This window comes from Pirellulaceae bacterium, assembly GCA_019636385.1.
Lineage (GTDB): Bacteria > Planctomycetota > Planctomycetia > Pirellulales > Pirellulaceae > Aureliella.
The window spans coordinates 17,908-39,395 of the sequence record JAHBXT010000001.1; the positions used below are offsets into that span (position 1 = coordinate 17,908).

At 54.7% G+C, this 21,488-nt stretch carries 12 protein-coding genes; 6 read left to right on the forward strand and 6 right to left on the reverse strand.

Annotation, left to right across the window (positions count from 1 at the left end; all coding sequences use genetic code 11):
- Positions 1–469: 469 nt before the first annotated feature.
- Positions 470–1,480, forward strand: coding sequence for a long-chain fatty acid--CoA ligase (locus KF752_00095; protein MBX3419930.1), 1,011 nt, complete (start codon positions 470–472; stop codon positions 1,478–1,480).
- A gap of 71 nt (positions 1,481–1,551) precedes the next feature.
- On the forward strand, positions 1,552–2,598 hold the full coding sequence (locus tag KF752_00100) for a saccharopine dehydrogenase NADP-binding domain-containing protein (GenBank protein MBX3419931.1): 1,047 nt from the start codon (positions 1,552–1,554) through the stop codon (positions 2,596–2,598).
- Positions 2,599–2,678: 80 nt separating this feature from the next.
- Here KF752_00100 and KF752_00105 read toward each other — a convergent pair whose 3' ends face one another.
- From KF752_00105 to KF752_00120, 4 genes are all read right to left on the reverse strand, one after another.
- The gene (locus tag KF752_00105; protein MBX3419932.1) at positions 2,679–5,417 is read right to left on the reverse strand and encodes a hypothetical protein; all 2,739 of its coding nucleotides are present in this window, start codon (positions 5,415–5,417) and stop codon (positions 2,679–2,681) included.
- Between the two features lie 176 nt (positions 5,418–5,593).
- On the reverse strand, positions 5,594–6,814 hold the full coding sequence (locus tag KF752_00110) for a GIY-YIG nuclease family protein (protein ID MBX3419933.1): 1,221 nt from the start codon (positions 6,812–6,814) through the stop codon (positions 5,594–5,596).
- A gap of 129 nt (positions 6,815–6,943) precedes the next feature.
- Positions 6,944–9,154, reverse strand: coding sequence for a hypothetical protein (locus tag KF752_00115; protein ID MBX3419934.1), 2,211 nt, complete (start codon positions 9,152–9,154; stop codon positions 6,944–6,946).
- A 405-nt stretch (positions 9,155–9,559) separates the two neighbouring features.
- Positions 9,560–11,485 (reverse strand): hypothetical protein, encoded by a 1,926-nt coding sequence (locus KF752_00120; GenBank protein ID MBX3419935.1) that lies wholly within the window; start codon positions 11,483–11,485, stop codon positions 9,560–9,562.
- Positions 11,486–11,712: 227 nt separating this feature from the next.
- On the opposite strand from KF752_00120, the gene pdxA reads away from it, so the two are divergent.
- Positions 11,713–12,744 (forward strand): 4-hydroxythreonine-4-phosphate dehydrogenase PdxA, encoded by a 1,032-nt coding sequence (gene pdxA / locus KF752_00125; GenBank protein ID MBX3419936.1) that lies wholly within the window; start codon positions 11,713–11,715, stop codon positions 12,742–12,744.
- The gene (locus tag KF752_00130) at positions 12,741–14,240 is read left to right on the forward strand and encodes a sulfatase-like hydrolase/transferase (GenBank protein MBX3419937.1); all 1,500 of its coding nucleotides are present in this window, start codon (positions 12,741–12,743) and stop codon (positions 14,238–14,240) included. Before pdxA ends, KF752_00130 begins: the two co-directional genes overlap by 4 nt.
- 76 nt (positions 14,241–14,316) lie before the next feature.
- Here KF752_00130 and ettA read toward each other — a convergent pair whose 3' ends face one another.
- Positions 14,317–15,990, reverse strand: coding sequence for an energy-dependent translational throttle protein EttA (gene ettA / locus KF752_00135; protein MBX3419938.1), 1,674 nt, complete (start codon positions 15,988–15,990; stop codon positions 14,317–14,319).
- Positions 15,991–16,217: 227 nt separating this feature from the next.
- Between ettA and KF752_00140 the strand changes: the two genes are divergently transcribed.
- Positions 16,218–16,700 carry a hypothetical protein gene (locus tag KF752_00140; GenBank protein MBX3419939.1) on the forward strand — a complete coding sequence of 161 codons (483 nt, stop codon included), beginning with the start codon at positions 16,218–16,220 and terminating at the stop codon, positions 16,698–16,700.
- Between the two features lie 3 nt (positions 16,701–16,703).
- Positions 16,704–17,978, forward strand: a complete 1,275-nt coding sequence (locus tag KF752_00145) for a hypothetical protein (protein ID MBX3419940.1) — start codon at positions 16,704–16,706, stop codon at positions 17,976–17,978.
- Here the strand turns inward: KF752_00145 and KF752_00150 are convergent.
- On the reverse strand, positions 17,968–21,273 hold the full coding sequence (locus tag KF752_00150) for a zinc-dependent metalloprotease (GenBank protein MBX3419941.1): 3,306 nt from the start codon (positions 21,271–21,273) through the stop codon (positions 17,968–17,970). The genes KF752_00145 and KF752_00150 overlap by 11 nt on opposite strands.
- Positions 21,274–21,488 lie beyond the last annotated feature (215 nt).

Consider the following 21,488-nt stretch of genomic DNA (forward strand, 5'->3'; position numbering starts at 1 on the left):
GAATGGCGATTGGACTGACTTTCGAAGAGTACGTTGAACTCAAACTGATGCCGCCTAAGTATGCGGATCGGGCGTTTGTAACGGCTGCCGAGCACATGCGGGATGAAGCGTTCCCAATGTCGCTCTCCCAGGCGGCTTGGCATGTGCGGACGCGTGGCTACGACTGCCGACCGGAAAGCCTCGAACTGCTGGTCAACCAGCAAACGGTTGAACCAGTGGATGTGGACGCCTGGACGCGAACCGATGTCGATGCCGTCTGCGACTACTTCGAACAGCACGGCTTCTACGTGCCCTACGCCGAAGAGTGTCGCGTTCTTGGATGCAGCTATGCATCTTTCCTGCGAGCGTTGAAGGACGCCGCAGAACGCGAGACTGCGAAGTATGGCATCCAAGTACGGGCAGACGACCAACAGTTTGTGATGCATCGTGTTCCGCCTCGCGACGACAAGGAAGCAGTCATCACAGCATTTTGGTTAATGTTCAACAACAGGCGCGCTGCTTTTACATGGATCGCTCCACGCGGTCTCTGCTGCACTTTCCCATCAATCACGTGGCCGCCGATGTTGAAATTGGCTATGCGACGATGTTCATCGGCGGTGCGCTGGTTATGATGGATCGCTTTGATCCGGCGGCGACCCTGGAAATACTGGGCCGTGAAAAGATCACGATGCTGGGCCAGATTCCGGCCATGTTCTTGATGCAAGCCACTTTGCCCAGTTTCGCGAACACGGACTTCAGTGGCCTGAAGGCAATTATGTGGGGAGGTGCAGCAGCCCCCATGAAACTGTTGCGCGGACTCAAGCAAATCAGTCAAGCGACCGGTGCTATGCTGATGACTGGGTATGGTTCGACTGAGGCGTGCGGTTTCATTACCTATACACAACCGACTGACGATTTGGAGCAGTTGGCTACCAGCGTGGGCCGTGCGCCTGAAGGATTTGAGCTGCGCATAGTTGACGACCAGCGACAGCCACTGCCAACCGGACAATTGGGCGAGCTCGCGATTCGCGGACCGTTTCTGTTTAAGGAGTATCTCAATAAACCCGAAGCGACAGCTCAGGCCAAAGATGCCGATGGCTGGTTTTACACTGGCGACCTGGGCTATCTCGACGAGCGCGGGGTGCTGTATCTAAACGGCCGCAAATCAGAGATGTATAAGACAGGTGGCGAGAATGTCTTTCCGCGCGAGATCGAAGATGTATTGTGTGAACATCCAGCGGTGGCATTGGCAGCCGTGATCGGCGTGTCCGACCCGTTGTATCAGGAGGTTGGTTATGCACTGGTTATGCTGCGTCCTGGCGCGTCCATTACGCCTGACCAGCTCAAAGAGCATTGCCAGTCGCACCTAGTGAACTTCAAAGTCCCCAAGACGATTGAAATCCGCCCGATGTTGCCGCTGCTAGCCAATGGCAAAGTGAACAAGTTAGAACTCAAACGCGAAATTGCAGCCACGACGACGAGCCATGGTGCTGCGCCGTAGGGGTGGGACGTCCCAGCCTGCTGCACTGTATAATATTTGAATCACAACAGTTATCAAGACAGGACAGCACGATGACACCCATGTTAATTTATGGTGCCAATGGTTACACCGGTGAACTCATTACGCGACTGTCCGTCGAGCGCGGCATGCGTCCGCTGCTCGCGGGCCGCAATGAAGCGGCGGTTGGAGCTTTGGCGAAGCGATTCGACCTGCCGTATCGCGTTTGCGGCTTGGACATACCACAGAAGCTGGACGCGGTCCTGAACGAAGTTGCCATGGTCATACACTGTGCCGGTCCATTTAGTGTGACCTGGAAGTCTATGGTCGATGCCTGCCTGAGGACGCGCAAGCACTATACTGATATTACCGGAGAGATCGCTGTGTTCGAGTCCTGTGCGCAGACCGATGCCAAGGCGTGCCAGGCCGGAATCATGGTCATGCCAGGCGTTGGCTTTGACGTGGTGCCCAGCGACTGTTTAGCCTTGCATCTGAAAAACCGCTTGCCGTCGGCTACCGAACTGTGGCTGGCGTTTCATGGCATCGGACGACTTTCGCACGGAACACAAGCCACGATGACCAAGAATATTGGGCACGGGGGAGCCGTTCGTCGAGACGGAAAAATCACCCCGGTGCCTGCCGCCTGGAAGTTTCGAAATATCGACTTTGGCACTGGTAGCCAGTCAGCGGTCACAATTCCTTGGGGGGACGTTTCTACCGCCTATTATTCGACAGGCATTCCAAACATCGAAGTCTATTCAGTAATGCCCAGGTCGGTCGTCCAGGGCATGAAACTGACACGTTACCTGGGATGGCTGCTGGCCAGCGGCCCGGTGCAAAAGTACTTGCAGAAGCAGATCCCGGCCGGAGGACCTTCAGACAAGCAGCGTAGCGAAGGAAAATCGCTTCTCTGGGGCTTGGCTCGTGATGCGAGTGGCCGCGAGGTAGAATCGCGACTTCAAGGACCGGAAGGATATACTCTGACTGCGCTGACGGCGTTGCTGGTTGCCGAAAAAATTCTAGCCGGGCAATTTCAAGCTGGTTTTCGCACACCAGCACAGGCTTACGGTGCCGACTTGATTATGGAGATTGATTCTGTGCAACGCCAGGATGTACGCTAGTGGCAGGCAGGACGAGTGACTCAGTGGAACAAGCCCATTGCCGCCGACTGGCGGCGGCAGCTACCCAAGCGCAGCTTGACTTAGTGAATGGTGGGCTTCAGCAGTTGTGACCGGGCGGCAACCTCTGCCGCCAGCGGACTATCTGCCGAAGACACCGCGATAGAAAACCAGCCGTCACGCAATTCCAACTGCGAAACAGCCAGTCCCGCGGCGCGTGGATCATCACTCCATTGCTGGGCGATCAGCGACATCTCTGGATTGGAAACGAAGACCTTGGCGAAGATCACTCGCAGTGCCAAACGGTCGCGCATCGGCAAGTGCTTGCCTTGAATCTCGATCGCTGCTTCTGGATGGCGCACAAAACCGGCGCTCAAACCATCGGCGATTGGAACATAGGTTGATGTGACTGCAAAGTTCTTGATATGCATACCTTCAGTCCGGCGAAATTCAGCGAACCTCAGGTGAAGCCGCAACTGTCCATCTCTCAGTTCCACCGTGATCGGGTTACGGGCTGCAAAGCGCAGGCTGATATCATTGGGCACATCCTCGGGTGGCGTCAGCGATGTCTGAAAAATGTCGCCTAGGCGCTGATACAGTTCAGCTAACGTCCAGCTTCGCTCGCTCAAGCCCGTTTTTTCGATAGTATTGTTGATGACCGATTGGTGGACTTGGAAACTAGTCAGGCATTCAGTCGGTGCGCGCGGCCGGGGAGTGTGAGCAGTTAGCTGCGACTGTGCCGCCAGGCGATAGCGAATGGTCAGGCGATCCTGCGTCGTGCTCATCGATACCACCATTGGCTCGAGTGTTAACCGCTCCAACGGACCCAAAATCCGCTGGCGCAAATCGCGTTCTAAACTGGTAAGACTGTCTTCAATTCTCTTGTCGATCCCCTGGTCGACTTCCTGCGCGATTTTGCGCTGGGTAATGCGTTTCGCCAAGCCGCGCTTTTGATTGAATTGTTCACGAACGATTAAGCGCGCGAAATCGCCGATTACGGGCAGCCCATCAAAGTCGGTACTCATTTTGTGCAAATAGTCCTGCGAGGCGACTTGAGTGGGTTGCTTGGTTGAGACGTCATAACCGGTTGGCCCCATGCGCAGATACCGCTGGCTGTGTATCTGTGCCGTACTTGTATTGTGAAATACCGCCGGACCTTTGCTGCTCTGCGTTTTGCTGGCCATATCGCCATCGACACCCAGTTCGATATTCCAAGCCTGAGGATCAGGCTGCAGCCGCACTGACAAGCGCGTCTGAATGGCGCTGTCACCTGAGGTCTGGGCTCCCAGGATATTCTGGCGAACGGGACGAACTTCGTGCTGGTCTTCAGGCAAAAACCGCTGGATCATGTCTTGTGAAATCGTTAGTCGTAAATTGGCGTTGCGATAGTGGGTGTTAAGTGTATCTGCCAATTGTCGTTGATTGATGCTGGGTGAGTTTCTCAATATTTGAATGGTCTCCGCCACATTTGCAGCCAACCGTGAGTTTTCATCGATCTCCGATTGTTCGACCGAAGTTAGCAGATGTCGGTAATCCACGGGACTGCGGCTCCACGAGGTCAGGCTATCGGCAACTTCGCGCACGGCGTCTTGCTCCAGGAATTTACTTTGACGGCTGTCCAATCGCACCCAGCTGATGCGCGACAGAAAATTCTTGGCAATTCGATGGCCGTCGCGCCAGTCGTCACTGCTTTCGTTTGTCCAAGCCGTCAATTCATCCAGCAGCAAATAGCGACGCCAAGCATCTCGGTCGGTAGTTTCAGAAAGCAGCGCTTCGAGTTTCGCCACGCTCAGGGCAATTTGACTCCTGGCGACTTGAGACGCTTGTGGGCTGGAAAGCTGGATTGAAGTTTCGTCAAGGCAACTACGAATGGCGCTCCACGTGTCGACTCGTCGCTTGAGCGAATAGCCGGTGCGAATTAGCATTTGAGCCAAGTTGTAGTCTGTGCACTGTTGTCCAAGCTGTTCGCCGGCAAGACTGAGTTCTGTCAGTTCGTCCAAGATGGGACGACACTCGGGATGTTCCAGTCCGCGCTGCGAAATGAGCAGACGCACTTGAGTCTGCACGGCATCAGACCACTGTGACATCACAGCCATTCCGACGGATTCAGCCCCAGAGTTTGTCGAGACGTATTTTTGTCCGGTCGGTGGAAAAGCTGCTCCAGATTGCTCAGTGGATACGGCATCTGATCTTTGATTGGAACCGCGTGCAGCGAAATCCAGGGGCGCGCCATCGCCATTTTCAGCCAGATATTTGTTCAGTTCAGCAAGCTCGCCTAGCAGACTGGTGGGCTCCGGAATCATGTTGGCGGTTGCCGCTGGCGATCGCGAAGCTTCCAGGCGTTGACTGTCGTTGCTATCCAATGACTCGTACACGGGCGCCGAGGCCAATGACACGGTTTGAATCGGGGCCTGCAGCGCTCGATCCATACTGTGCATCAATAGTTCAGCACTTGAGTGTCCACGTGTTAGCGGAAGACTCACAAAATCATCAGACGTCAGCGGTTCTCGCAACACAGCATTGGCTGCCGGATCGGGTGGGCGGCGCAGTAGACTAGCCGGTCCAGCGCTGATCTGTTGGCGGCGATGCAGGCCTGCGCTGCGATTGGGAGTCCAGCGTTGGCTTGACTCCAGATTCGTGTCTACTCGCAGAACGATGCTAGAACCTCCCAAGGATTCGGGTTCAACCGACCGACTGGCAAACCGCCATAGCTTGGAACTGGTCAGTTGCAAATGTTTTTCGACTACCAAGCAAGTGACGGTCAGCATGACGGCCAAGGTGCCAGCAGCTAGCCAACCTCGGGTATTGATTACACGATTCATTTTGCGGTTCATTCCAATGCCTTGCCCGACGCCTACGACTTCTGCCAATGAGATTTCGTCGCCCGATGTACCTTGCGTTGCGACACCCTCACAGATGTCAATCGGTTGAATTACGCTGCCACCGGCAGATACTTTGTGGCGAACGACTGCAATAGAACTGTCGGCGATTGGAAAGTTTAGTCTACGCTGACTCTAGGGCCGCAGCTTTGCCAGCATTGAGGCGGCAGTTGACCATCTGCGGGGAGCCTAAACGTACGTTTTAATTCAGTGGGTTGACAGCGAAACCAACTGGCAATCAGCGCTAGCGTTTCCGGGCGAGCGGAAAAGACCGAACCCACTAAATTGGGCTCGGTCCACCATCGCTGTAGCAGGGGAGCCAACTGGCTGGCCTCGGCCTCGCTTCTGGGAGCTGTGACGGCGCCCTCGATCATGCCGCGACGAATCAAATACCAGATTCCGTGCGCCCCTTTTACTGATGGCGGCAGGGCATACACAAACGTATATCGCTGGCTCGCTCGAGCGATTTCCGCAGCTCGATGCGACAACCACTTGACAGCCCGCAGGTCCTCTCGAATTCTGGCAGCTTGTTCAAACTGATGGTTTTGGGCAGCTCGCAGCATCTGCGTTTCCATTTCCGCCAGAACCGAATCATCTCGACCAGCCAAGAACTGGCTGGCAGCGGAGACTTGTTTGCTGTATTGACCTCGCGAGCAGGCCGAGATGCATGGACCGAGGCACGAACCAATCTCCAGCCGAATACATCCTGGCCGCAATTCGATGTCAAACAGTTGCATCTGTTCGCTGAAGCTGCATGGCTGCGATGTCGAGCAGTCGCGCAATCGGAAATGGCGGTTCAGCACTTCGACCGCGCGAGCGGCTCGTTGCGCACCGAACAGAGGCCCCAACTGCACAACTGCGGAACTCTCTGAGCGGCGTGACACAAACAGCTGTTCTGCTGGCGGACGCCCCAAGCCAACGAACACCGGTTGTTGACGGCGAGGCATGCCCTGCACGTTCAGCCGTGGTTGGAATTGGCGAATCAGGGCCTGCTCGCGAATGAGCGCCGCGAATTCGCTGGGCTGCGTCTCCCAGACGATTGCCCGAGTCGATTGAACGATTCGCCCCGATTTATCCTCTTCGTTGCCTGGCAGAAAATAGCTCAGCAGGCGATTGCGAAGTGCCTTGGATTTCCCGACATAGATCAGTCGTCCCAAAACATCGACCATGCCGTAGACACCCGGCAGACGCGGCACCAGTCGGCGTACTTGGTCACGCAGTTCCGGTGCATGCTCGGCTTCAATCCGGCGCAGCACCACAGGCTGAAGCGGATTCAGCGCGTCGGCACCAAAATCGGCAAAGCAATGCTCAATCATACCTTGCGGTCGTGTTTTCCGCATTGAGTGAACTCAGGGCAGGAATGGTCGAGGCCACACTATGCGCTGAACTGCTTCAAGCTACTGGACATCATGTTACCCAACTCCGCCGACCGGCGGCCCACTAGCATCCATCGAGCTGCGTTCGAGCGCTCACTTCGCAACTTCGTGGATGAATCCGTGATATCGCCCCATATAGTAAGGTAACAAAAAGACCGTACCGCTGGCTAACTGTCGCCCATCGCCGGAATAGTCCAGCCGCCATGGGTCGGTGTTCCAATGATTGAAGTGGCGATTCTCCACCGGCAGCACTTTGCCATCAACCAAGTAACCGCGGCCACGGCGAGGCCGCTCACCAGGTTCAACGCGACTTTGGATGGGCAGATCGACCAAATCCAGTCGATGGCTGTTGCGGTGCGACCAATTCAATCGATCCAGCGAGAACCCGGTCAACGTTTGCATTGAATCCTCCAGCCAACCACCCCACGGATTCAAGTCAAGCCGGCCGTGGGTGCCTTGAAACGACTGCCCCAATCCGTGGGCCGCGTACGCAAAGTTAAAAAACGGATTGCGCTCGGGTTGCATTAGCCGCCAGTAGGTGTACATCGACAGCAACATCGTCTGGCGCAGTTGTGGATTGGGCGTGTACTTGATCAACGAGTAAAAGCTCATGAAGGCCATCTCATCGTCCGACTGGTTCCCGGAACCGATACCATATTGGACCTTGGCATTCATAGCGTTGGCATCGTAGCTGTGCTTCTTGCATAATTCCTCCAGCGCCTGGCCGTACTTTTTATCGCCGGTGACGTGCTGAGCTACGGTCAAATAGGCCAGCATGCTCAAGCTATTCAGGCCGCGACCAATCCACCAATCGGGGTTTTGATTTAAGTTTTCTGGATTAAAAATGGCCCAGCGCGTGGCGGTCCCGTCGACGTCGATCATTTGATAGTTGTGGTGCATTAGGTGGTCAGTCATGTCGCGCACCACCTCACGCACGCGCTCGCGTTCAGCGTCCGTATCGGCCACTAGGTCATAATACAACGGCAGGAAAAAATAGTGGCCATCAAGTTCGTCGGAGCTGGTATCGCTCTTCCAATACCACTTGCCGTCGGCGCTGGTGGGCCAGCGCGGCTCGTAGACTTTCCACAGCCGATCATTTCGGGCTTGAAACCGTCGATCACTTTCCAAACGGCCAACGTTCGGATCGTGACCCGAAGTTGGCAGGATCGTGCGCGCGATGTAGCCAACAGGTGGTGAAGGCGACCCACCTTGGGTGACCTTTTGCAAGAACCGAATAGCCTCAAAAGCCTGTCGGGCAGCGGCCTTATGCTGATCGGAACCAGTGACTGCCACTGCGAAACATTGCGAGGCACCGTACATGGCCGTCCACAGACCGTCGTTGTCGCTATCGCTGTAAATGATATGCGAAAAATCACCAGGTGCCTTTAATGTTACTTCGGACGTGTATCCATATTCGGTGCGTTTAATGTATTGGTCAATCTGCTGTTCATAAAATCGTGCCTTGTCCGACAATGTCATCGGCTGGCTGCCCAGTCCGGCGACACCGCCGTCGGTAGCCATCCACACCGTGCCATCTGCTGTAACAGCGATGCTTCGTACGTGGTCACCAGGAATGTACCTTGGACCTTGGCGGTACAGCCACTGATTGTCGCGATATCCCACGCAGCCAAGCTTGGTGCCGAACCAGACGCTGCCATCTGAACCTGCAGCGGCACAGGTAAAGTCGGCGTACGGCACGCCATCGCGACCTTCGTAAAATCGCCAGCCATCGAGTTCGCGACAGGCAATGCCGGCGGGTTGACCTACCCACAATCGTCCACGCGTATCGTACACTGCGGCGCGCACGTCGCGAGCAGCCCACTGACGGCCGCCGGGATCATGAACGTCCACTTTGTTCCATTGCATCAAATCATGCGACTCGAACAGCCCTTCAGCTGAGGCCGCGACCCAAACACCAGTGGAGGAACGGCACAGACTGTTGACTTTGATGCCCTCGAGTCCCAGCGGCTGAGTCTGGCCGAACTGAAATCCTGCAACTCCAGCATCCGTGGCCAAGACTTTCCGGTCGCCATCCTGGAGCATTTGATTGGCCAGAGGGAATTGATTCACACTTGCGACTTGCCAACTGCCATTCGCATCCATGACCAGATGATTTTCGGCAGTACGCACATGCAAGGCCCCCTTGTCATCAACCAACAGGCCGCGAGCATCAACCAGCGAAATACCGGCGGCCTCAGTTAGTTGCCGGGAGACCTCTTGCGGATATCGCCCGATTTCTATGCTAGACACTTCTGCCCAACATGTACTGGTTAGCACACCGCTGAACCACAATGCAGTGCTCATAAGAGTCACATTCGTCCGCCCCGTCACATTACCCGCCAGCGCGCACCAAATGGCATAAAGTATCGAAATCGGGCGTCTTGAACCCTCAATTTGTAGTGTCGGTGTTGTCATCGGTGTATTCCGCAAGAATTGATCGTGCCAGACATTGGGCCGTCCCCAAAAATCGTGCGTCACTGTGCGCACTAGGCAATGGTTACCTTACCATAGAATTGTCGAAGTACCACCGGACGTCAGGTAATTCAAGAATACGTACTCACAGTGCTGTCGTCCCCAAAAGATGACCGCAGGCTTTCGCAATACCCTAAGACATGCGGTCCAATTTGATCATTCCGATAAAACTTGCGACACTGACTAGCATCGCAGGCCCCCGAACGATGCGTAATCGCGCCGACTTCGTCAAGCCAATTACGGACTGGTTGTTGGAGGCAATGCCTTTTCCGCTTCAATGCGTTGGATGGCCACTTGTTGCTCTTGCGCTTGAATCTCGTTACCTAATGCACGGTGCAAATGCATCAGCTTCTGTCGACCGCTGACACGCGCGGGATCAACGCTCAACAGCCGGTTTAGCACCTCCACCGCTTTCGTCTGGCGATTCGTTTGTTCGTAGATTTCAGCCAGCAATTCCAGCAAGTCGCCGCAATAACGTTCTGTGAGTAGTTTTTTGGCTTCCAGCAGATCGAGTGTCACGGTGGCAACTTGTTCGGCCTCCTCCCAGCGGAACTCTTTAGCGTATGATCGTGTCAGCAACCAAGCGTATTTAATGGCCGAGGGAAATAGCGCATGTACTTGCTCCAAATGCACCGTGGCATCTTTTTCGCGATCCAGAAACAGATGCAGTTCTGCCATCAGTGTATGTGTGACCATCGTCGCCTCGCCAGATATCAATATGCGGTCGAGGGAGGACTTGAATTGAGGCGAGGACTTGTTGGCTTTGACGACGAGATCACTCATCACGTCTGCCACAAGTGGATTGGTTGGATCAGCCGCAAACGCCTTGTCTAGAATCTTGAGGTTGATGACCTTGGTTTGTGGATTGGTCATCTGTTGCAAGAAGTCAATACGGTGAACCTCTGACAGTGCCCGAGAAAGAATTCTGCTAGGGCCAATTTTGAGGCCTTCGCGCAATAATTGTTCAGCTCGCTTGAGCTCCTCTGGATCGGTCCCCATCAACATGGCTGCCTCGGCGCGCAGCAGCGCGTTTTTAGGATTGTCGGCTAGCAATCTGAGTAGCGTTTGTAGTGCCGTATTGCGAGCTGTGGACACCAATCGAGGATCGCCGATGTCAGCGGCTCGCTTTACCAAGCGGAGACTGGCCGCTGCAGACTTCTGAGAGGCAACTTCCAGGAGTTCCATGGCCGTCTGCCGACGCCCGGCCTTCCAGTGCAATTCACTGGCGATCAACATCACTTCGGCAGGCGTGTTTGGCATCAGCGCCGAAATATTGGCGTGATGTTCAAACAGCGGCAGCAGTCTCTGATCATACGTCACCAAGTACTCCTCCAAATAACTGGCGGCCAGCATCGCGTGCCCTTTGTCCATTCCAACCGCATTGTCCGGCGAAACCCGGCGCAACATTCGGCGACCAGCATCAACAGATCCATTCTGAATCAGCGCCGCGCCGATAATGTAGGTGCTTTGTTTTTGAGGCATCAACAATTGTGCTCGACGAAAAAGCAATTCAGCGTACGGCGAAATCTTTCTGTTCTGCGTGCTTCGAATCGCCGGATGATCGACTGACGCTAAGTTCTCCCCGCCTATCTCAAACGCATTTGGAGGGGACGATGAGCCTGCAGAGCTATTGGAGTTGCTGATGCCAACCGCTATTTGCCGGGCCTGAGGCGATAGTTCAAATGCCTGCTCCCAGTCGGCCAGCTCACTCAATCCCAAATCAATGTAGCGGCGAGCTAGCCGGGTGCGATCGGCATCACCGGCAAACGCAATAATCATCGCAGCCAAGGCTACAATGAATGAGGGTACTGCCCACGCAGAAAGCCGTAACCAAGGCCGCGACACGAACCAGATGTGAATCGCCCCAGCCAACTCCAATGTCAGTCGAATCGGCTCAAACCAGGAGGGATCCTCGCTGGCTTTCTCCGTCACGCCGGTAGCGTCCTGGGAACTTGTCGCTGGCACCGGCGGGTGTAGTTCATCCTCGGTTGGAACCGACTCCTCGATCGTTGGCACTAGCCCGGTGAAAAATTCGTACACCCATTCCCATACCGCATCGATAGCTCCAATTGTTACCCAGAATGGCACTTTTACAGCCCAGCCCAGCCAATGCAGGCCGTCGACCAGACGATTCCATAGTTTCTGGAGTTCAAAATCGCGCATGTCAGTCCTGGAGGCGTGTCGTTGAAGCTCAAGTGGCATTAGCGTCGGCGCATCAAATAGTACCAATTCATGTTAGCCGAGTCATGCTGTTCTTGTGTAGATTTCCATCGATTGCAGGTTGGAAAGTCATATTCGCTTGGGTCGATAAGCGTAAAATGTAGTTTTATTGAGTTTGTAACAAGCCGGTATTGTGCTGTGTCCCCGTTGCCCCTTTGGATATTTTCTCGATGACACATCTTCCAGCCATCGCATTAACTATGGGGGATCCCGCTGGCGTCGGGCCTGAATTGGTTCTACGAGCCCTGGCGGAGGAGCAGATTGGGCGGTGCTGTAGATTGATTGTGTTTGGCGACAGGGCTGTATTGCGACGCTGTTGTGAGATTACGGGACTACCCCTGCCGAATTGCCTGGTAATTCCCCTGCGGCAGTTCCGCCAATCGGGACCAGGTGCGCCATCAAGTCCAGTGACCATCGTAGACGATCCTCACATCGACCTAAGCAGCTTTCAGCCAGGACGACTTGATCGCACATGTGGTCAGGCTGCTTTTGAGTTCATCCAGACTTCGATCGATGCGGCACTGGCGGGTCAAGTCGATGCGGTGGTGACGCTGCCGATCAACAAGGAGGCTTTGCAATTGGCCGGGCACAATTATCCGGGACATACCGAGATGTTTGCCGAGCGGTCGGCGGCCAGCGATCGTTGGTGCATGATGCAGTATTCAGAAAAGATCACCTGCACCTTTGTGACCGTGCATTGCGGATACAGCCAAGTCCCCCAGCTACTGTCGGTACAGCGGATACTGGACACGATCATGCTGACCGACCAGGCGCTGCGGCAGATTCGCAATAGGCCACCGCGTCTGTTGGTCTGTGGTTTGAATCCACACGCTGGCGAACATGGACTATTCGGCAATGGCGAAGAAGAACAGTTGATTGTGCCCGCCATTGAGCTGGCTCGACAACAGGGCGTAATCCTGGAAGGTCCCTTGCCGCCCGATACTGCGTTCTTGCCTAACAAACTGGCTGGCTGCGATGCGGTGGTCTGCATGTATCACGATCAAGGACACATACCGGTCAAGGCTCTGGCCTTCGATTCTGCCGTCAATACTACCCTCGGACTGTCAATTGTCCGAACATCGGTCGATCATGGAACCGCCTTCGATATCGCTTGGCAGGGACAGGCGCAGCCCAACAGCCTGTTTGCAGCGATACGACTGGCCGCACAATTGTCAAAGCCGGCAGTGGAGAGTGAAATATGACAGTTCGCCAACATGCACCGTTAGTTGTGTTATGGATCGGAATCATGGTCTCACAGGCGATGACCTTTGGGGCTTACGAGCAGGGTGAAACCGGCGAACGTCGTCCGCACTTTCTGATCATTGTTGCCGACGATCAGTCGCCGCTGGACCTGAAGGTTTATGATCCCAAGTCGCAGCTAGATACACCACACATCGATCGCATCGCCACAACTGGCATGGTGATCGACGCTGCTTATCACCTGGGTTCATATAGCGGTGCCGTGTGCTTGCCATCGCGGTACATGATTATGAGTGGTCGTAGCCTCTGGCGACTGCCGGGCGCGCCTGGAGGTAAAGACCGCTGCCCGCCAGACCTTCATGAGCATACGCTACCCGCTGTATTGAATCGTGCCGGCTACATCACCATGCGGACCTGTAAGCAGGGCAACAGTTACGAAGCGGCCAACCGGCAGTTTGCGGTGCGGCATGATCAAACCAAACGCGGCAGCACACACTCAACGGGCAGCCCCTGGCACGTTGATCGCGTGATTGAGTTCTTACAGTCGCGAGCCGCCGAGGCGGATATGCGCCCATTTTTGATCTACTTGGGGTTTTCGCATCCGCACGACCCTCGCGACGGGCCGAAGGATCTGCTGAACAAGTACGGTGCGATCAATCATACCGATCCCCATCATCCACCGGCCGCCAATACACAGGCTCCGCGATTGCCCGTGAATTATCTTCCCGCACATCCGTTCAGCACCACCCACGACGATGTGCGCGATGAAATCGACGTGAGCGGTGTCTGGCGTCGGCGAGACCAGGCCACGGTTCGTAACGAGATTGGCCGTCAGTTCGCTTGCTGCGAGTATCTCGACCAGCAAGTGGGGCGCGTGCTTGACCATTTGGAGTCCATGGGCGAATTGGACAATACCTACGTGGTTTATACGGCTGACCACGGCATCGCCATTGGCCGGCACGGCCTGATGGGCAAGCAGAATCTGTACCAACACACCTGGCGGGTGCCAATGATCGTATCGGGTCCGGGCATTGCCCCTGGCAGTCGCGCGACGGGCAATGTCTATCTCATGGACCTGCTGGCCACGGTTTGCGACTGGGCCGGCATCGCCGCGCCAGAGTCCAACGAAGGGCAGAGCTTTCGCGCTGTCGTCGAGGGCCAAGCACCACAGTTGCGCGACGTCATGTATGGTGCCTACAGCGGTGGCGCCAAGCCTGGCATTCGCTGTGTTCAACACGGAGATTGGAAGTTGATCCAGTACGCCGCAAGCGACCACAACCAGCATCAGCTACAACTGTTCAATTTAGCAGAAAATCCCTATGAATTGCTCGTCGAACATCACGACTCGCAATTCGCCAAGTTGCTCGACTCAGCTGTCGATTCACAACACCGCAATTTGGCCAATGATCCGCAGTATGCCAGGCAGCTTGAAGCCATGCGGCAGTTGTTAGACGCACAGATGCAAACTTGGGACGATCCTTACCGTACACAGTATTAAAGTTCCGTGAGGGGCTTGAGCAGTGCGCGGACACTGCCGCTGGATCGTTTTTTCCAAGGCAGGACCATCCACAGGGTTACGTTGCCAGTTTCTTGTACCGAAACTTTTGCACTTCGCCTTCGGATAGTCCCAAGCGTTCGCGGCGCTGTTGTTCGTAGGTATCGAAATTGCCTTCGCACCAATGCACGTAACCATCGCCTTCAAAGGCCAAGATGTGCGTGGCGATTCGATCCAGGAACCAGCGATCGTGCGTAATGACCACGACGCAGCCAGCGTAATTGAGTATGGCCTCCTCCAGCGCGCGCAACGTGTCAACATCCAAATCATTGGTGGGCTCGTCCAGCAGCAAGACATTCGAGCCCCGTCGCAGCAATTTGGCTAGGTGCACACGATTTCGCTCACCGCCTGACAACACTCCGACTTTCTTTTCCTGGTCGGTTCCGCGAAAATTGAACTTGGAAACGTAAGCCCGAGAATTCATTTTTCGCTTGCCCATTTCCAAGATTTCATGGCCACCACTGATCTCTTGATACACAGTATTGTCTGCATTCAGAGCATCGCGATTCTGGTCGACGTAGCCAAGTTCAACTGTCGGACCGACTCGTAAACTGCCGCCATCGGGTTGTTCTTGTCCGGTCAACATGCGAAACAGGGTGGTCTTACCGGCACCGTTAGGGCCGATCACTCCTACAATGCCACCTGGCGGCAGGCTAAAGTTCAGTTTGTCGATCAACAGGCGATCCCCGTAGGCTTTGGAAAGGTTCTTGGCTTCGATAACCAATTCGCCCAGATGCTTACCCGGTGGAATCTGAATTTCCAATTCGTCTGGCCGATCTTCAAAGTCTTCTGCGGCCAGCTTTTCGTATGCCGCAATGCGTGCCTTGCTCTTGGTTTGACGAGCGCGCGGTGAGGATCGAATCCATTCTAACTCGCGAGCCAACGTTTTTTGACGGCTGAGCTGTTGTCGCTGTTCGCGTTCCAGCCGGGCCTGCTTTTGCTCCAACCAGGCGGTATAATTGCCCTCGAAGGGGTGCCCTTCACCGCGATCCAATTCCAGTATCCATTTGGCGACGTTGTCCAAAAAATAGCGATCGTGCGTTACCGCCACGACCGTGCCTGGATATTGATCCAAGTGGTGTTCCAACCAGTGAATGGACTCGGCGTCTAAGTGGTTGGTCGGCTCATCCAGTAGCAGCAAATCGGGCTGTTCAATCAACAGTTTGCACAGGGCCACGCGCCGTCGCTCGCCACCGGACAATTTGGTAACGTCGGCATCGCCGGGCGGCAGATTCATCACGGTCATCGACAGTTCCACTTGGCGATCCAATTCCCACAGGTTGTTCGCATCGATCACATCCTGCAAACGCTCCATTTCGTCGTACAGCTTTTGCAGCTTGTCGTCATCGGTCACTTCGCCCAACATTCCGGTGATCTCGTTGTAGCGATCGAGAATCGCTCGCCGTTTGGCAACCGCTTCTTCGACGTTGCCCTGTACGTCCTTGTTCGGGTTGAGTTGCGGTTCTTGAGGCAAGTATCCAGCCGTGAATCCATCGGTCAGCCGGGCCTCGCCATCGATTTCTCGATCAACACCCGCCATGATTTTCAGCAGCGTGCTCTTGCCTGCGCCGTTGGAGCCCAACACCCCAATTTTGGCACCCGGATAGAAAGACAGCCAAATGTCCTTCAGAACCTCCTTAGTCCCGTGCTTCTTGGTCATCGACTTCATGGTGAAAATGTACTGGCGACCCATGGCTAACTAAACGACTTCATTCTCGAGTAATAGAATACGACCAGCCTGGACTTGGCAGGCAGAATTCTAACGCTGGTCACGACTAGCGACCAGCCACAGTTTGGCGCAGAATTTGACGGACGAGCGGAACAGATTGAAGTACCAGCTGTGATATGATGGCGTTTTGGGGTTTCAATCCGACACCCTGCCGGATTGTGAGAGCCGAAGAACATGGAGACAGATAGACCATGAGCGATGCGGTGGTCATGCGCGTCATCGAGCTTCTAACAGCGTCCAATATCCAATTCAAGCACCTTCAGCACGAGCCAACTTTGACGTCGGAAGATTCGGCGCGCGAGCGCGGTGAGTCTCTGGAAGTGGGGGCCAAAGCATTGCTATTGAAGGCGGAGACCGATTATCTGATCGCAGTTCTTCCCGCGCATCGCAAGTTGGATTCGGGCCTGTTCAAACGGTGGCTGGGGATTAAGAATCTACGGTTTGCATCGGCGGAGGAACTGTGGCAATTGGCAGGTGTGCTGCCGGGGGCGCTGCCACCATTTGGCGAACCCATTTTCCCGGTCCCCTTATATGCAGATTCAACCGTGGGAGCTGTGGAAAATCGTGTTGCCTTTAACGCAGGCTGCCGTACGCAGTCGATCATCATGGCACTGGGCGATTGGCTAAGCGTCGCCAAGCCTATCGTGTCTAATATTTGTGCGGAAGGCCAATAGTGCATGGGCAGACTGGTGTGGTTCCTGAACATCTTGTTAACACTGTCAATCGGCGCAGCGGCATGGGCCGGCGAGCCATTGCCCGAAGGATTAACGTTGATTCCCGGCGGACAACATGCCAGAATCATTACCGATTTGCCACTGGACAACGAACTGCGACAATTGCCCGAACTGTTTGATCAGGCAATGCCGCAGTGGTGTCAGGCTTTCGATGTCAAATCCGAACAGGCACGCCACTGGCAAGTGACGGTCTACATCATGCTGGATCGCGGGCGTTTTCGGCAAGCGGGGCTGATTGCAGATGACTTGCCACAGTTCAATCACGGTTGGCAAGCGGGAGATAAGATATGGGTCGTCGATCAACCCAGCCCGTACTACCGGCGGCATTTGTTATTGCATGAGGGAACTCACTGGTTCATGTTTCGGCGCTACGGCCAGTACCACGCTCCGTGGCTGATGGAGGGGCTAGCCGAATTCCACGGTACTCACCGAATTGTCGATGCAAGACTAACTCTAGGCATCATTCCCCAAACGCGCGATGAGGTACCATTTTGGGGGCGCGTCAAACTAATTCGCCAACAGTCTGAGCAATACCCTGCGCCGTCGCTGGATGCAATTCTGCGTTACAGTTCCTCGGCGCATCAACAGGTCGAAGCCTATGCTTGGAGCTGGGCGCTGGTTTTGTTCTTGAAGCAGCACCCTGAAACAAGCCAGCTATTTGCCACCATGCTCAAACAACCGGCCATGGATAGTACCCAGCTTCAACGTTGGCTGCGCTCTCGCTTGGCCGCTAAATTGCCTCGCTTGCGCGCGGAGTGGATCGCCTTCATCGATGAACTCGACTACGGTTTTACAGACTCCAATGGATGGCTAACCCTTTCGGAGCAGACGCGACAGGTCAGCGCTCCGGAACAGATACTGGTGCGGGCCGATCGTAACTGGCAGGCAACAGGCTTAAGCGTCGAGGCCGGCCAGCAATTGACGTTTTCGGCCACCGGAGAATTCGTCGTGGGACAGCAGCCCGGACCATGGATCTGCCAGCCACAAGGCGTCACGCTGGAATATCATCGTGGTCAGCCACTAGGCACGCTAATGCTGGCCGTGGCTGGGCCGATCGACTCTGAACCGGAACACACGGATGGGTTGGCGCAATGGCCAGTTGGCAGACAGGCAACGATCACCGTCCCGCATTCCGGCGAGTTGTTCTTGCGAATCAACGAAGCCGTAGCGGGACTGGGTGATAATTCTGGATCGTTGCAGGTAACAATTATTCCGTAATGGGAGCTTGAGTTACAGGGGTCGCGGCCGACTCCACAGCATCTTGCGGTGAGTTCCCCAAGAAGAAGATGCTAGCTGGATTAAAGGCTGCTTGAGGCTGGTTGTAGATATATTGAGCCTCCAATGCCTTGCCCATGCGCTTGCTGGACTCCAACAAGTGAGCCTTAGAATAGGTATCCAGGTTGTCACCGGCCACCAAGAGCTGCTTCTCGATCCTGCCCTTCAGTTCTTGCAACTGCAGCACCGCCAAATTGGTAATTGCTTTGGCAGCCGCCGACTTGCTTGAACTTGGCAATATCAGGTCGATTAAGCGTTCCATGTGTTCGTGCTGTAAATTGCGGCGCAGGCTACTGATCTTAGGTGCACGATCTGAAGCTTTTTCACCCGCTTCGCCACTTAATTCGCTCCAGATTTCAGTGCTCACTGAGCCCAACAGTTCAGGCAGCGTCAATGCATCTTGGTCGGCTGGCACGCGGAATTCATTGTCGTAAACCCTGCGCAGCGTAGTTGGATTCATCAATTGCGTCAATGCAGACGATTGCATTGACAGGATGCGATCGTGCACGGGCCAGGTAGGATCGGTGCCAAAGTTGACATCCATAAAATCTTTAGTCAGCCGCGAAAGCAGATCGGGAGATAGCGCGTACGCCGAGTCGCGGAAAGTCGATTCCAAGACGAATTTCAGCGCGTCACGTTGATCTTGAGCGGGAACAACGGTGATAGGCAAGCGTTCGTTGGGATCGCCCTTCTTGTCGCGATTGACAAAGGCACCGCCCAGCCAATTACTCATCATGCTGGTGTTGCGAATCTGCAAGCCTAGCGTCAGCTCGTAGCCTTCGCGAGCCTTAGTCCAACTGTCGCCCTTTTTAACATAGTTCTCCATCAGTCGCTTGCGGAAACGCTCAATCAGCAGCGCTTGCTCCTTGGCATATTCCAGCGGATTACGACTAAAGTCGTATCGTCGCGCCAGTGGGTCTGGTCCAAGGGTGTCTTCGTCGGTCGCATACTGCAATTCAGGCTCAATCGAACGCGCCAGGATCGGCTCTAAGTTCTTCTCGAAGGTATAGCCATATTCAATTGCCCAGAAATCGTATGGTCCGATACCGATCATGCCGTAATCACCCTGTAGCTCGCCAGATTCCATCCGCAGGTTGATCGGCAGATAGTCCATCACCGAGCTAGCTAGCGACTTTTTGTTTTTGATCGCATCGCTGTTGATTTCGCTGAGCGTATATAAGCTACTGGCTTTGAAATTGTGGCGCAATCCAAGCGTATGGCCAACTTCGTGCGCAACTAAGTCAGACAGCAAGGGACCGACGAAGCTCTCAGGCATGCCATCCAACAATGATTCTTCAGATTGCTTGGGTTCGTCCTTCTTGGGTTCATCCGACTTTGGCTCGCCAGACTTCGGATCTTTCGGTTCTTCTGTGGCCTCAGGTTTTTCGGATGGCTTGCCAGAGTCAACTGCCGGTTGATCGCTCTTGGAAGTTGGCTTGCTGGTTCGAGTTCCTGAGAAGGTCCCCGACATTTGAGCGCTGTCGACTGAAATGGCCCATTGTCCACTAATCGACTCTCCATCAACCACGCCTGCTAGAGTGCCCTTGCTGCCAGGGGGAGCCGTGGGCGGCGCGAATTCCAGTTCTAGCTTGCGGTTCTTTGCATCCCAGGTACCCGATCGTATGTCTACGTCTTGTCCGACGACAGTCAGTTTGCCGGACACGCTGCCGTTGGATTCTGCTTGAATATTCATGGTTCCATCGGCATCGCCAAGTTCCGGAACGCCTGAAATCTTCAGATCCCAAGCGCCGCTCACGCCATCGTCTGCATCAGCAGCACCCTCCTGTAGTTCAGCCTGCATCGCATGTTGGCCGATTTCCAGATACATCTGCATCAGGGCCGTGTCGATTCGTTTACCTTCAGGGGCCATGCAAAACCCATTGACCTGACTGGTTCGACCCACTAGGCCATCCAGCACGTCAGCTCCCATCAGTCGCGATCGCATTTGATTGGGATCCTGGGCAGACTTGGATTGAATTTCGGCCACCAACTGCTTACGACGATTGGCCTCCGCGAATCGAACGCGCGGGTCCCAGCGCGGATTATCGGCCAGCCAAGCCAGCGTCTCACTGTCCATACCTTCCATGGCCAACAGTGGAATGAAATTGTCAAAGCTACTGTGGTAGTGCCGTATCCAACCGTCGGTCAAGATGATGTCGGCGTCCAAAATCTGTCCGGTCTCGGGATGTACGCGACTAGGTCCAATCGCCGTACCGACGTTATTGTTCAGCCAGCGAACGAAATTGTAACGTACATCTTCGGGGTCTTTCTCCATGTGCGCACCGGTGGATTTATCCTGATAATGAACCACGATGGCATCCGACAAGCCAATCTTCTCAAAGGCCTTATTCCAATTCTCGATGCCCTGTTTGACCCACCGCCGATATCGTACCGGCGTAGTGTGCTCGATGTAGAACGTAATTGGCTCAACAGGCGGTGACACCTTCAGCGACGAATCGCGCTTCTTCAAGTGCCAGCGATTGACGTAATTCACGACAATTTCATCACGTTTGTACTTGCCATAGTCCGAATACCGCGTGGTAAAGTAACCGACGCGCTGGTCGGCGACGCGCGGATGATAATCGCTGGCTTCTGGAATTTCACTTATCGAGTAATACAGCGTTTGCAAATTGCCGAAGGAGTTGGGCAGCTCGAACGCTAGTTCAATGTTCTTGGGGAAGACTTTGGTCTTAACAATCTTGGCTAGTGCCGGATTTTTGCTGCGCCCTGAGGAACCAAAAAAGACGCTGGCGTTGTTGACCAGCAAGGCTCGACCATCAATCACTGGGCCACCTGAAGGCGACAGCGTGATAATCGGCAAATCCAAGAGCACGCTGCCGGTAAACAAACGATTAACCGAGTCCTTAGACTCGTTGTCACCGCCGGAGCGAATGGTAACATTCGGTTCGATCAGCGCTAGTCGCTTGTTATACTCGCGCCACTGAACGTAGAAATCTCCAGCCTGCAAGCCGGCAAAAATCTGTCCGCTGGCTACCGTTAGCCCGATAAAGTACTTCTTGGTTGCAAAGTTCTTAGGCAACTCCAACAACAGTTCACTCGTATCCGCTTTGACATGGACGGTGTACATCGATCCGGGTTCGCTCGAGGGTGGTTCGATCTTCTTGAACCCTTCAGTGACCTTGTCGTACGGCGGATATTCGGCTGCCAACAGTCCACCGGAGAAAAATCCGCTCAGGAAGAGAACTAGAAGGTGCCACCTAGTTTGAGACAATTTCATTGCGCAACCCGTTTTCTGTGATGGTTTCTGGATAGTCTTCGCATGGCCTGAAGTTCAAACGCTGGCTGCCGACGTCGTTCCAACGGCGCTCGATGTCTGAACCACTCGTCGTGTAAAAGCTACCGCTTGCTTATGGAGTGTGACGCGCCAATGAGCGCCCGCAATCCATAGCCTAAATCTGACAGCCCAATTATCTTAACCAAATCCCCAGAATG